The organism is Cellulosilyticum lentocellum DSM 5427, from assembly GCF_000178835.2.
In the GTDB taxonomy this organism is placed as follows: Bacteria; Bacillota; Clostridia; order Lachnospirales; family Cellulosilyticaceae; genus Cellulosilyticum; species Cellulosilyticum lentocellum.
Genome location: NC_015275.1, coordinates 2,240,655 through 2,253,267, shown reverse-complemented (window position 1 = coordinate 2,253,267; position 12,613 = coordinate 2,240,655). Strand labels below are relative to the sequence as shown.

10 protein-coding genes are annotated in these 12,613 nt (G+C 34.5%); 2 read left to right on the top strand and 8 right to left on the bottom strand.

The features are described from left to right. Positions 1 to 40 precede the first annotated feature (40 nt). The 4 genes from CLOLE_RS10295 to CLOLE_RS10280 form a co-directional block, all read right to left on the bottom strand. A complete protein-coding gene (locus CLOLE_RS10295) occupies positions 41 to 427 on the bottom strand; it encodes a PaaI family thioesterase (RefSeq protein ID WP_050794681.1) in 387 nt (128 codons plus the stop codon). 223 nt (positions 428 to 650) lie between these two features. Then, positions 651 to 1,478: an NYN domain-containing protein gene (locus CLOLE_RS10290; RefSeq protein ID WP_013657047.1), complete on the bottom strand. Its 828-nt coding sequence runs from the start codon at positions 1,476 to 1,478 to the stop codon at positions 651 to 653. A gap of 733 nt (positions 1,479 to 2,211) precedes the next feature. Beyond that, positions 2,212 to 4,041: a glutamine--fructose-6-phosphate transaminase (isomerizing) gene (gene glmS, locus CLOLE_RS10285; protein WP_013657046.1), complete on the bottom strand. Its 1,830-nt coding sequence runs from the start codon at positions 4,039 to 4,041 to the stop codon at positions 2,212 to 2,214. A 352-nt stretch (positions 4,042 to 4,393) separates the two neighbouring features. Next, complete coding sequence (locus CLOLE_RS10280) at positions 4,394 to 5,029, bottom strand: IgG-binding virulence factor TspB family protein (protein WP_013657045.1); 636 nt, start codon at positions 5,027 to 5,029, stop codon at positions 4,394 to 4,396. Between the two features lie 157 nt (positions 5,030 to 5,186). On the opposite strand from CLOLE_RS10280, the gene CLOLE_RS10275 reads away from it, so the two are divergent. After that, positions 5,187 to 5,381, top strand: a complete 195-nt coding sequence (locus CLOLE_RS10275) for a hypothetical protein (RefSeq protein ID WP_013657044.1) — start codon at positions 5,187 to 5,189, stop codon at positions 5,379 to 5,381. A gap of 31 nt (positions 5,382 to 5,412) precedes the next feature. On the opposite strand, the gene CLOLE_RS10270 is transcribed toward CLOLE_RS10275, so the two are convergent. The 3 genes from CLOLE_RS10270 to CLOLE_RS10260 form a co-directional block, all read right to left on the bottom strand. Beyond that, positions 5,413 to 6,717 carry a transglutaminase domain-containing protein gene (locus CLOLE_RS10270; protein ID WP_013657043.1) on the bottom strand — a complete coding sequence of 435 codons (1,305 nt, stop codon included), beginning with the start codon at positions 6,715 to 6,717 and terminating at the stop codon, positions 5,413 to 5,415. Positions 6,718 to 6,753: 36 nt separating this feature from the next. Further along, entirely contained in the window at positions 6,754 to 8,397 is a 1,644-nt protein-coding gene (locus CLOLE_RS10265) for a SulP family inorganic anion transporter (protein WP_013657042.1), read from the bottom strand. Positions 8,398 to 8,555: 158 nt separating this feature from the next. Continuing rightward, positions 8,556 to 9,722, bottom strand: a complete 1,167-nt coding sequence (locus CLOLE_RS10260) for an ATP-binding protein (protein ID WP_013657041.1) — start codon at positions 9,720 to 9,722, stop codon at positions 8,556 to 8,558. A 140-nt stretch (positions 9,723 to 9,862) separates the two neighbouring features. Between CLOLE_RS10260 and CLOLE_RS10255 the strand changes: the two genes are divergently transcribed. Continuing rightward, positions 9,863 to 11,026 carry an aminotransferase class I/II-fold pyridoxal phosphate-dependent enzyme gene (locus CLOLE_RS10255; RefSeq protein ID WP_013657040.1) on the top strand — a complete coding sequence of 388 codons (1,164 nt, stop codon included), beginning with the start codon at positions 9,863 to 9,865 and terminating at the stop codon, positions 11,024 to 11,026. 165 nt (positions 11,027 to 11,191) lie between these two features. Here the strand turns inward: CLOLE_RS10255 and CLOLE_RS10250 are convergent, their stop codons facing one another. Further along, positions 11,192 to 12,601, bottom strand: a complete 1,410-nt coding sequence (locus CLOLE_RS10250; protein ID WP_013657039.1) for a L,D-transpeptidase — start codon at positions 12,599 to 12,601, stop codon at positions 11,192 to 11,194. Positions 12,602 to 12,613 lie beyond the last annotated feature (12 nt).

Below are 12,613 nucleotides of genomic sequence, written 5' to 3'. Positions count from 1 at the left end.
GGTTATTGTAAATAAATCGTCCTATTTTTATACAAAAAACTTAAACATAATATCCCGTCACAGACATTCTAGCTACCTTGGTCCCCCATTCATCTTCTATATCCACTTGGTAAAAACAAATTTTATAGGTTGAAGAAATCACAGAAGCAGTAGCAATCAGTTTATCCCCTTGTACCTTTCGCATAAAAGCAATTTGATTATCTAAAGAAACTGCTTTTTTTTCGCCACTATTAGCGGCTACAGCAAAAGCAAAGTCTCCTAATGTAAAAATAGCACCTCCTTGTACCTGTCCTCCAGCATTTCTATGTTTTGCAGTAAGCTCCATACTACAAATAGCTTGATTTTCTTCTATATGATCAATTCGGATGCCACAATGTTTGGCAAATAAATCCTGTTCAAAAAATGCGCGTACTTCCTCTTCAGACATCTTCATTTCTCCCTTCTTAAGAGCCTTTCATCACCTTTTATTGTTTATTGATAATAAATATCTTATGTATTTATAATTAGTAATTTATATTTTTATAATTTACATATTCCCTTTATTTAAAAAATATAAGTTTGATTTTTCTCTTTAAGGATATCTATTTAGAACTTTTATACTTTCTTCCTTTTAACCCACAGTAACCCGCACACCCTATGTCTGTTATCTGTTAATCTTTAATTTTTGCATAAACTATTTTCAATAAACTGTTGTGAGGATTTTCAACAGTATTTAATTCTATCAAATTAATTTTTTCTAGTAGAGCTGATAACTTTCGACACTTATAATTTCTTGGATCAAACCCTGGCACTCTTTTGCTAAGGTTTACTCCAAGTTCAGCTATATTGATCCATCCATTTTCTTCTGCATTTGTCGAGATAATAGAAATAACTTCTTTCTCAATATCACTAAGCGTTGGAATACTAACTATTTCTTCAGCAGCTTCTTCAATATCTTGTGAAACCTCATGTTTCTTTTCTTGCGTTGTTACCCTTTTTGTTGTTTTATCTTTTTCTGCTATTTTATCTTCAACAACTGCTTCTGCTTCTGCCAGTGCTTCTTCTCTATACAGTATATCTAGATATTTAAATGTTTCACAAGCGGAAACAAGTGATTTAGGTGTTTTCCCTTCTCCCATTCCGATTACATTCATTCCTGCCTCTTTCAATCTCATAGCAAGTTTTGTAAAATCACTATCAGATGAGACTAAGCAAAAAGCACTTACTTTTCCAGAGTAAAGAATATCCATCGCATCAATAATTAAAGCCGAATCTGATGCACTTTTCCCCGAAGTATAATTACATTGCAATGCTGGTGTAAGTGCATATTCTTCTAAGTTTTTCATCCACGCCATGACGCTTGGATTTGAATAATCTCCATATACCCTCTTATATGTAGCAATACCATAGTTATTAACTTCATCCATAATTAATTTTATATACTTATTTGACACATTTTCTGCATCAATTAATACAGCTATTTTATCTTGTTTACTCATAAAAAATCCTCCTTTTTATTTTCATTATCCAGCCAACTATAGTACATTGTCAACGTCTTAATTTTTAATAATTAATCTCTATTCTCAAAAATAAAATCAATTTATAAATTGTAATACGCTGCCTTATTGTAGGCACAAAATATCCCCGTACTGCCCTATCAATCCATACTCAGGACTTTCACCCATTAGATTGCGCCATGCTGAGCACACACGCAAAAATAGCCAAGCGACATATATCACTTGGCTATTTTTGCTTACCAGCTCTTCATTATTCACTTTTAAAAACTTACGCTACCATCTCAAAGGGCATGACTGTAGCTCCTCAGGGCAGTATGCACTTTAAGGATAAATAGCACAAGTTATAAAAGTTTAAACGAAGAGTGAGGAGCTCCTTAAAAGTCTTAGCCGGTGCACCCTTGTGATGAGGAAGCTAAGGCTTTAAGACTCTGGTTTTAAACTTTGTTTTTGGTACTACTTCGTGTGTAAAGCCTAATTAAACAACTTATCATTTAAGCGTCTCCCTTTACAGCGCATCAGTGAACATTTTCCTTAAGTCCAGAGGTACCTATAACAATAGATTGAGACTTGGCTGACCCGGTCAGTTCCTCAGATTAAAGCTGTGGTGATTCTGCTTTGGAAAGTTATTTGTTTTATCTTTACACTATTGTATATGTGATCAAAAAGATGATTCCCTAATAAAGTTTTAAAAAATAAAGCTACTGAGTTTCATTCACTATTCTACTGTAACCGATTTTGCAAGATTACGTGGTTTATCAACATCATTGCCTCTAGCAATAGATACATAATAAGAAATAAGCTGAGTAGGAATAACAGATAATACTGGCATTAATAAATCATCAGCTCCTGGGATATAAATGACATCATCAGCCACTTTAGCTACTTCTGTATTTCCTTTTCTAGTAATGGCAATAACAAAAGCCCCTCTTGCTTTAACTTCTTTGATATTAGAAATCATTTTTTCTTCCAACGCTTCTTGTGTCACAATACAAAGTACTGGTGTACCTTGATCAATTAACGCAATAGGACCATGTTTCAATTCTCCAGCTGCAAAAGCTTCTGTGTAAATATAAGAAATCTCTTTTAATTTAAGAGCTGCTTCTCTAGCTGTTGTATAATCAACTCCTCTACCAAGGTAAAAGGCATTTTGTGCATCTTTCATGTCCATAGCTATTTTTTCAATTTCATCTTTGTCTGCTAAAATCTCTTGAACAAGCGGTGCTAAAGCTTCAATCTTTTTAATCGTTTCATGATAAGCCTCTAAAGTAATCGTTCCTTTTTTATAAGCAAAATCTAAAGCAATCATATAAAAAGCAATCATCTGTGCTGTATACGCTTTAGTAGATGCTACAGCAATTTCTGGACCTGCCCATGTATAAAATACATCATGAGCCTCTCTAGCTACTGATGAGCCAACCACGTTAGTAATTGCAAGTACTCTTGCACCCTTTGCTTTAGCAAGTTTCATAGCTGCTAATGTATCTGCTGTTTCGCCTGATTGAGAAACAACAATAAGCATCGTGTGTTCATCAATAAATGGATCACTATATCTGAATTCTGAAGCAATGTCTACTTCAACAGGTACTTTAGCTAATTTTTCAATTGCATATTTACCTACAAGGCCTGCATGATAAGCTGTACCACATGCCACAATATACATTTTAGTAATACCATCTAAATCTTCTTTTGTAAGTTTGATATCATCTAAATGAATCATACCATCTTCATCAAGTCTTCTCATCAGTGTATCATGAATAGCTTGTGGTTGGTCATAAATTTCTTTCATCATAAAATGGTCAAAACCACCTTTAGAAGCTGCTTCAATATCCCATTCTACAACTTTAAGTTCTTTATCAATAACCTTTTGCTCCCCATCTAAAATAGTTAACTTGCCATCCTTAACATAAACTACTTCATCATTTTCTAAATAATAAACATTTCTAGTATATTTTAAGATAGCTGGTACATCAGAGGCAATAAAATATTCACCTTCACCCACGCCAACAATTAATGGACTTTCTTTTCTTACAGCTACTAATTCACCTGGGTGATTGGCTGATACAACCCCAAGAGCATAAGCACCTCTAAATTGCTCTACTGCTCTATAAACAGCTGTTAATAAATCTCCTTCATAGAATTTATCAATTAAGTGAACTGCTACTTCTGTATCTGTTTCTGATTTGAAAACATATCCTTCTGCTATAAGCATCTCACGAAGTTCCATATAATTTTCAATGATTCCATTATGAACAACAGCAATAGTCTCTGCTGCATTTAAATGAGGATGAGAATTTAAGTCTGATGGTGCCCCGTGTGTAGCCCATCTTGTATGGCCTATTCCTACAGTTCCCTCTACTGGCTTCTTAGCAAGAATGGCTTCTAACCCACTTAATCTTCCTTGTTTTTTAGCCCAACTAATTTTGTCATCACCATTTACAACTGCAACTCCTGCTGAATCATAACCTCTGTATTCTAGTTTTTCTAATCCGTCAATAATAACGTCTGATGCTTGTTTTGAACCGATATAACCTACAATTCCGCACATAACAAATAAACCTCCTTGATATTTAAAATAAAATCAGGGAAATTCACGATAAACCCTTTGTCCTAAAAATCACTTTTTAGTTTTGTTGGCTTATTTAGGGTGTGAACCCTCTAGAGCATCCGCCGAATTTTCGATCACTCTAGTCCTCGTCAACTTAACATTTTTCACGTAACTGTCAAGTTCTGGCGCTTTTTATTTTCTATTTCCCTTCGCCTATTATACCATAATATTATATGAATGCTAGCCTAAATTATAAAGTTGTCTTTTTATATAATATTTTTACTATTTTATTCATTCAATAAAACTGTTGATTAACATGTAATCAACAGTTTTACTAAACATTATGAATTGATTATTTACTTTTTGGAAGCCAATTTTTAATAGTTTGTTTAATAGCCGCTTTAAGTTGTTTTGCTTGTTCACAAGTAAGTTGTTTGTTTTTAACAGCTTGATCTACTACTCTATTATATTCTTTAATCACACATTTTTTGAATTTGCGTGTAGAAATCTTCTCAACCTTTAAAACATCCTCTAACTTCTTACCTTCCTTAATATATGAAGTAAGTTTAGCTTCATCTACACCAAGCCCAGCTAAAGTATTTGCAATTACTTTAAAATTATCTAACATAAAAGGTTTAGCCTTTTGATCTTGTGCTGGTTTTGTACATGGTCCTGGTTTTGTAGAGGGTACCATCGTTGGTGCTGGTTTTGTAGTCGGTGTCATCGTTGGTGCTGGTTTTGTAGTTGGTGCCATCGTTGGTGCTGGTTTTGTAGTTGGTGCCATCGTTGGTGCTGGTTTTGTAGTTGGTGCCATCGTTGGTGCTGGTTTTGTAGTTGGTGCTACTGTTGGCACTGGTTTTGCACTTGGTGATGCTATTGGTGATGGACTAGGAGCTGGTACATTTCTATTTACTGAACCGAAAGTTGTACTTGCTAACACACTTATCATTAAGGCAATGGTAAGTCCTTGCCATTTTTGTTTATTCATCATGAACCTCCTAATTTTAAAATGTTAGTAATAGCATATGGAAATTCACATTTTCTATACTGTCAATATAAGGTAGTGATCTTTTATTTATGCATATTTCTAGAAAAATTGGACATAGTAATTTTAATCTTAAAATTACTTAAAAGAGGTGAATGCTATGGTTAAACATTTATTATGTACGAATTGTGGTTATGATATGGTAGGTGCTGAGTACCTTTCTAATACAGTAGATTCTTCCTTATGCAATGATGGTCCTATGTATAGTAATAGCACCCTACTCGACCTCAATGTAAAGCCTTATCATCAAATTGTTTGCCCTTACTGTCATACTACTGGTCAGTGGAGTAATTAAAAAAACATCCCATTATGGGATGTTTTTTTAATTACTCTTCTTTTAAATAATAAATCATTACACAATCATACTTTTCTTCACTATAACAACTATAACTTTCATCTAATACTTCATATAGCTGCTCAGCTACTTCTTCCTCATCCCAATGCCACTGACTTTGTTTTTGCAAAATAAGTGTACCATTTCCTTTTTGCTGACTTTTAACCTTTTCAATGCCAGCTTCTAGTTCATTCGGTGATGCTACTTTTGTTACCTGACTCACACTAACAGGACTATTAGGAAATGTATAGGTTAACGTAACAGCTTTGGGATACCGACTTTTATCCCAAACGTGATCTTGTGCCATATAAGTATCTTGTTCATTAATATAGTCATATAAGCCCAATGTTTCAAAATGTTGATCTGCCCAAGTACTATCTACATGATAATAGGCCCCTTGGATTTTAATTAAATTCCATGCATGCCCTACACTTTCTCCTAAACGATCTGTAGAAGTTCCTGTTATTAATTGTGTAGGTACCCCAACCATATTCATCAAATGCATAAACGTTTTGGCATAGCCATCACATACAATCTTCTTCTCTCCTATAAAAGCACCTTGTAAGGTATGTGTCATAGATGTCGCATTAATACTAGCATCTTCATGAAGTGAATAAGTTACTCGATTCATTAGCCCCATAAGCAAAGCCTGCTCTATTTCGTAATCCTTCATATAAGGCTTAACTAATGTATTTACCATATTAGCCATGCCACTTAATGCTTGTGTGTCATATTTCTTCAAGGTATTGGTAACTTGAAGAGGATATTTAAAGTTGACCTGTGCACTCAGATTTCCTTTACTATCTTGAGAAAGCTTACCATAATAATTTTGTATCATGAGCATGGGATAGGTATCCGTTACCTCTTGAATATGCTTGGACAAAATAGTTTCTACTTGGTCCATACTCGTTTGGTATTTAAAGTTAATAGTTACTGATTTTTGATAGTTTTCTAAACAGCTTTTGATAGCCTCATTTAAATCACTTTCTTTTGTAATAGCCCAGCTACTTTTCGTTTGGCTTTTTATTTTAAAAGTTTCTACTCTAAGTCCTGTAGCTTCGTATACACTTAAATAATAAGTTCCTGGTTTAGTGATTTTAGTTCCTGAAACAACAGGCACAGCTAGGCTACCATCTCTGCTTAATAACGCTTTATCTCCCGAAAATTGAATGGTATAGCTTTTACCATCGCAGGGTACAGACGTCATTAGATTGGTTTGTGCATATAGACCTGTACATAGCCATAAACTTACTAGTAAACTAAGCAATATCCCTTTTACATATTGTTTTTTCCCCATATCTCCCCTCTTTTCCTTAATAAAACTGAATGATATCTAACTTGCAAGCTGTTCTTTTTCAATAGCCATAATACTTTGTTCTACACTCCAGAAGAAATTTTCTTCCCCAACAGTTTCCATTAATCCACTTCGTTCCATTAAATGTTTTACCTTAGGTTGTAAGCCTGAAAATAATACGGTTGTCCCTTGCGCTTTGAAGCTTTCATTTAACTCACTAAAAAGTTGTGTACCAGTAGCATCTAAAAGAGGAACTCCCCTCATAGAAAAAATAACATATTCTAAATCAGTTAATTGACTGATTTCTGCTTTAATTTTTTCTGTGGTTGTAAAGAAGACCGGCCCTGTTAAATAAACGACCTTTGTTTTTTCGTGATCATGTTCAATATGTAAGCCATTAGATGCAAGTCTTGCAGGGTCAATATCACTTAAATTAATTTCAATGCCCGAAATATTTACTACAAAGAATAAAATAGAGAATATAACACCTAATAAAATAGCTAAGGTTAAGTCAAAAATAACAGTTGCTAACATAGTAATACAAAACTGTGCAATAGCTGTTTTTAGTTTTTTACTAAAGATAAAGCGAATACTCTCCCATTCATTCATTCGCCACGCCGTCACCATCAACACCCCAGCCAAAGCTGATAAAGGAATCTGTGACATAACACCTCCTAATAAAAACATAGATGCTAATAAACCTACTGCATGGAAAATCCCTGTTATTCTTGTTTGTGCACCTGACTTAATAGCAACACTGGTACGTGCAATAGCTGCTGTCGAAGGTACTCCCCCGAAAAAAGGAATAATCATATTACCTATGCCTTGTGCCACTAATTCACGATCTGCATTAAGTTTTTCATCTTTCATTCGTCCCGCAGATGCCCCACATAATAAACTTTCAATCATTCCTAGTGCTGCAATACTAATAGATGAACTAAAAAGTAAATTGATTTTCTCCATGGATAAATCAGACAAACTTAAACGTGTTGCTGGTAGCAAGGTTTTAGGAATATCTCCTACCATAGCAACATCCTTCTTTAAAATCATACTAACTACTAAAGCTATAATGATACCTACTAATGAAGAAGGTACCTTCGCATTCCATTTTTTAGGCCAAGCCAGCATAATAACTATAACAAGCGTTCCTAAGCCTACTGCATACCAATTAGGCTGAAAACCTAATGTACCATAAGAAAGGAGCTTTTCAATATTAGTACCTCCTTGAGAAGTCACACCAAAAAAGTTATCAATCTGTCCAAGAGCAATAATAATAGCAATTCCTGAAGTAAATCCTGTGATAACTGGACTTGGAATAAGTGAAACTAGTTTACCAATCTTTAACAGACCTGCAATAAGTAAAATAATACCTGCTAATAAAGTAGCAATAAATACCCCTTCCATCTGATATTTAGCTACAAGCCCTATTAAGATAGCAGTCATAGCCCCTGTAGGTCCTGATATTTGATAGGAAGCTCCTGATAAAGCACTCATTAAAAATCCTGATAAAATAGCTGTAATAAGCCCTGCTGCCGCATCTGCGCCACTACTCACCCCAAAAGCTAACGCTAACGGCAAAGCAACGGCTGTTACTGTTAGACCAGCCAAAGCATCTTGTGATAATTTTTTGCCGTTATAATCTTTAAATTCTTTTTTGAGGTCAACGATATACTGCTTAAACATTTTTTCCCACCTTATTTCCCATTCTATTATATTTTAATAAACGTTTTTAGTATACCTTGTTAAATTCATATTTTCTATATTTTTATATATTTGTATTAAAAATTCATTACATTTATCTAATAAAATATCATTTATCTTTAGAATTATGTTTAAAAAGACTATAGTAAAGATTGAATGAATTGCTTAGCAACTCGCCCCGAGCGCCCACCATGAGCTAATTCCCATTGAATAGCTTTTTCTCTAAGCCTATTAGCATCTATGTCTACTCCATATTGCGCAGCTAAAGCTGTTACAATTTCTAAATAAGCATTCTGAGCAGGTGAGGTAAAAGTTAGACTTAATCCAAAGCGATCGGATAAGGATAGTTTCTCTTGTCTCGTATCTGTAATATGAATATCTTGGCCTTGTCGCTCCTCCCAAGTCTCTCTAATCAAATGTCTTCTATTAGAAGTAGCATAAATAAGCACATTATTAGGCTTAACTTCCACACCTCCTTCTATAAGAGCCTTCATATATTTATATTCGGTTTCAAACTCTTCAAAAGATAAATCATCCAAAAAAATAATATAGTGAAGCCCTCTGTTTCTTAGAAGTGGCAAAATACGATTAAAATACATAAAATCTGCTTTTGAAAGATCAATGATTCTAATCCCTTGATCATAATAGGCATTCAGCAAAGCTTTTACCATAGATGATTTACCTGTGCCACTATCTCCAAATAAAAGTGCATTATTAGCAGGTTTTCCTTGTAAGAAGTTTTCTGTATTTTTAATAAGTGCTTCTTTTTGATAATTACATCCAATCAATTCTTTCAGCGTAATAGGATCACACTCACTAATCCCAATAAGGCCTTTATCTTGTTGCCACTTAAAGGCCTTGTAGCGGTTCATATTACCACATCCATATTGTTTATAATACGCTATAAGGGTATGTAAAAATGACTCAGGGCTTGGCTCTTTTTCCAAAGCTTCGTAAAGTTTATAGTAGGACTCAGTCTTCTCTTGGTTTTTTACACTTAATGTTATGACTTGGCTATGAAAAAGCTGAATAAGAGTTGTTAAGTCTTTAAGAACTAATGCCTTAAGATTATCATCCATCCCTTCTCCCTCTTTTTCCGCTGTTAGTGAAAATGCATTTTCATCATTCGCCACTAAAAAACAGAGATACATTTTAAAAAGATCTTGGCCTAGCTTTAAATGGTAGCTTTGCTCTAAAAGCTCTCCTAAAATCTTTTGATAAAGTACCTCATTTTTTTCTTCTTGCAAGGTTTGAGCTCCTTTTAAGATAGCTATTTCATTAAGTCGTCTATAAAATATGAACTGCATGCTGCTTGCCTCCTAAGTAAGATTATTTTATTACAAGCTATTATAGTACAAAATTTATACATTGACTATTTTTAAATTTCATAATTATAATAAATGATGTATACAATATCATTTATTTTCAGCTTAAAGGAGGCTTACCCATGATTGCAGACAAAATGCAGCAGCTTTCCTCCGCTATTTTTTCGGAGCTTAATGAGCAAAAAAAAGCCCTTATGAAGGCAGGGCGTTCAATGATTGATTTTAGTATCGGCACACCTGATTCACCTCCCTCAGACCGTGTCATGAAACTTCTTTCTGAGGCGACTGGAGATCCTCTTAACTACCGTTATGCTATTTCTGATACTCAAGAGCTTATTGATGCCGTGTGTCATTGGTATCATCAGCGCTATCAAGTTACTTTGGAAACAGATGAAGTCATTTCTTTATTAGGTTCTCAAAGCGGCTTTACTGAACTAGCTCTTTGTTTAATTAATCCTGGTGACATCGTCCTCGTGCCTAGTCCAAGTTATCCGATTTTTACAATTGGCCCTCATTTAGCAGGTGCGCTCTTACATAAAATGCCACTTTTAAAAGAAAACGATTATCTTATTGACTTCGAGGCTATTCCAAAGGATGTAGCCATAGCTGCTAAACTGATGATTGTTTCATATCCTAATAACCCTACAGCAGCTACAGCTAACCCTGAATTTTATAAAGCATTAGTTGCTTTTGCTAAACGCTATAACATTATGGTTCTTCATGATAATGCCTATAGTGAACTTTTATTTGATGGTCAAAGAGGTGAAAGCTTTCTTAGTATCCCTGGTGCTAAAGAGGTGGGTATCGAATTTAATTCGCTTTCTAAAACCTATAGTATTCCAGGCTGTCGCACAGCTTTTGCTGTAGGTAACAAAGAAATGGTCAGTGCTTTAAAAACACTTAAATCACATGTTGACTACGGCATGTTTTTACCTTTCCAAAAAGTTGCTGTCTCTCTTTTAACAGGACCTCAAGATGAAGTCAAATTCATTCATGATTTATATGAAACAAGAGGCCAGTTTTTAATCCAAGGTTTAAAAGAAATCGGTTGGAATATCCCTTTACCTAAAGGTAGTATGTTTGTATGGGCCCCCATTCCTAGACATTATACTTCTTCTATGAACTTTACACAGGATTTAATGCATCAAGCCGGTGTAGTTGTTGTCCCTGGCATTAGCTTTGGCGAAGAAGGTGAAGGCTATGTGCGCATTGCCTTAGTTCAAAATGAAGAAGCTATGGCCAAAGCTATTAAGCAAATACAAGCAAGCGGTATTTTAAATACCTAGGCAACCCTTGTAAAAATTAAAACGGCTATAAAGTATCAATTGACTATTTACGAACAAAACCATGCATTCCTAGACACTGATTCTAGCGGTATGCATGGTTTTTCTTAATACAAATCTTTGGTGATTACTGATGTCTTAAATTCTTCTTCAGATTACATGAATTGACTAGCGAATCCATACGGTACTCCCTACCGGAATATGCTGATAAAGCCATGCACTATCTTCTTCTGATAAACGAATACAACCATGAGAAGCCTTCTGGCCTAACTCATATTGTCCACTTTTAATATATTTCCCAGTTTTATCAAACAAAATTGAGTGAAACATATAATCTCTATAAAAAACCAAAGCATTTTTACAACGGTAGCCTTTATCCATTCCAATAAAGGGAATTGTATATTGTACTTCATAAAGGCCCTGTGGCGTTGGATTAATATTTTTACCGGTGGAGCAAACAAAAGTTTTCTCTAAATGCCATATTCCTTCTTGCTTCTTTAAGACATGCGTACGCTGACGATAGATATCCGTCCATAATAAATAAGATGTCTTACTTTCTAACTGATTTAATGTTACAAAATCTTCTATATCAGCCGCACTTGGCTTAGAGCTTAAAGTTCCCCAGTCTCCATCAATATGAATACTATTATAAGGTACTTGAAACTTCTTACCTTTTTTATCCTTGACCACAAAATAGTTTCTTTTTTCTGCTCGCCATAATTCTATACGAGACTTTGCTTCTAAACTACCTATTGTGTATTTCATCATTGCTCTGATGGTATACCTAGGAAAAAGTTGATTTAAAGCTTCGCTTCTAACAACTGCTGTATAATGCATAAAAAAAGAAGTATCCTTTTGACCAAAAGTATCTGCTATATCTAATAGCTCTTCATTAACACAGGTCAATAAAGTCGTCACATAAGTAAGCCCTTTTCCATTTGGTTCTTCTAATAATCTACTTTCTCCAGGCTCAAAGAGCACTTCCCTTTTTGGTAGTTCTATAAAAGCCTTACCATTCCAAAATAAACTCACCCAAGAAATACGCATGACATGATTACTGCTATTTTTAATAGTTGTTTCTGTCATTTCAATAAGGTTATCATCACTTAAATTGATTTTTTTACTTGCTTCATAAGCACCTTCATGAGGCTTAATCATCCAAAGTCCTTTTAAAGCTGCTACTGGAATAAGTAGTTCTTCTCTTGTTTTAAGGGCATAGCTCCTTATATTACCACAGTAAACTGGAGTGTCATTCATATAAGCTAGAGCATCTTTTAAATTTAAGGCAAGCTTATATGTCCCTCTTTCTTTAGTTTCTTGTAAGTAAGTAATACCTTCTATTTCCTTAATGCTTATACCGGCCTGCTGCAGATAGCTTAATGGAATATAGTCATCGTGACGTACCTTAACAATAGGATAAAGGTGCTGTTCTATAATAAGATAACGTTCTGCTTCTTCTACAACCCCTATTAAAACGGTTTCGTAACGCCTCTGACAACTTATAGGTTTACTCCCTAATAAAAAAACACTGCTTAAAATGAAGATTACTGTTAAACTGATTGATTTTACTCTTTTCATAGTATCCTCCTC

Excerpts from the sequence above, each read along its gene's own strand:
- CLOLE_RS10270 (WP_013657043.1), bottom strand. The coding sequence starts at position 6,717 with ATGGGGAAAAAACAATATGTAAAAGGGATATTGCTTAGTTTACTAGTA.
- CLOLE_RS10290 (WP_013657047.1), bottom strand. The coding sequence starts at position 1,478 with ATGAGTAAACAAGATAAAATAGCTGTATTAATTGATGCAGAAAATGTG.
- CLOLE_RS10265 (WP_013657042.1), bottom strand. The coding sequence starts at position 8,397 with ATGTTTAAGCAGTATATCGTTGACCTCAAAAAAGAATTTAAAGATTAT.
- CLOLE_RS10250 (WP_013657039.1), bottom strand. The coding sequence starts at position 12,601 with ATGAAAAGAGTAAAATCAATCAGTTTAACAGTAATCTTCATTTTAAGC.
- CLOLE_RS10255 (WP_013657040.1), top strand. The coding sequence starts at position 9,863 with ATGATTGCAGACAAAATGCAGCAGCTTTCCTCCGCTATTTTTTCGGAG.
- glmS (WP_013657046.1), bottom strand. The coding sequence starts at position 4,041 with ATGTGCGGAATTGTAGGTTATATCGGTTCAAAACAAGCATCAGACGTT.
- CLOLE_RS10280 (WP_013657045.1), bottom strand. The coding sequence starts at position 5,029 with ATGAATAAACAAAAATGGCAAGGACTTACCATTGCCTTAATGATAAGT.
- CLOLE_RS10275 (WP_013657044.1), top strand. The coding sequence starts at position 5,187 with ATGGTTAAACATTTATTATGTACGAATTGTGGTTATGATATGGTAGGT.
- CLOLE_RS10295 (WP_050794681.1), bottom strand. The coding sequence starts at position 427 with ATGTCTGAAGAGGAAGTACGCGCATTTTTTGAACAGGATTTATTTGCC.
- CLOLE_RS10260 (WP_013657041.1), bottom strand. The coding sequence starts at position 9,722 with ATGCAGTTCATATTTTATAGACGACTTAATGAAATAGCTATCTTAAAA.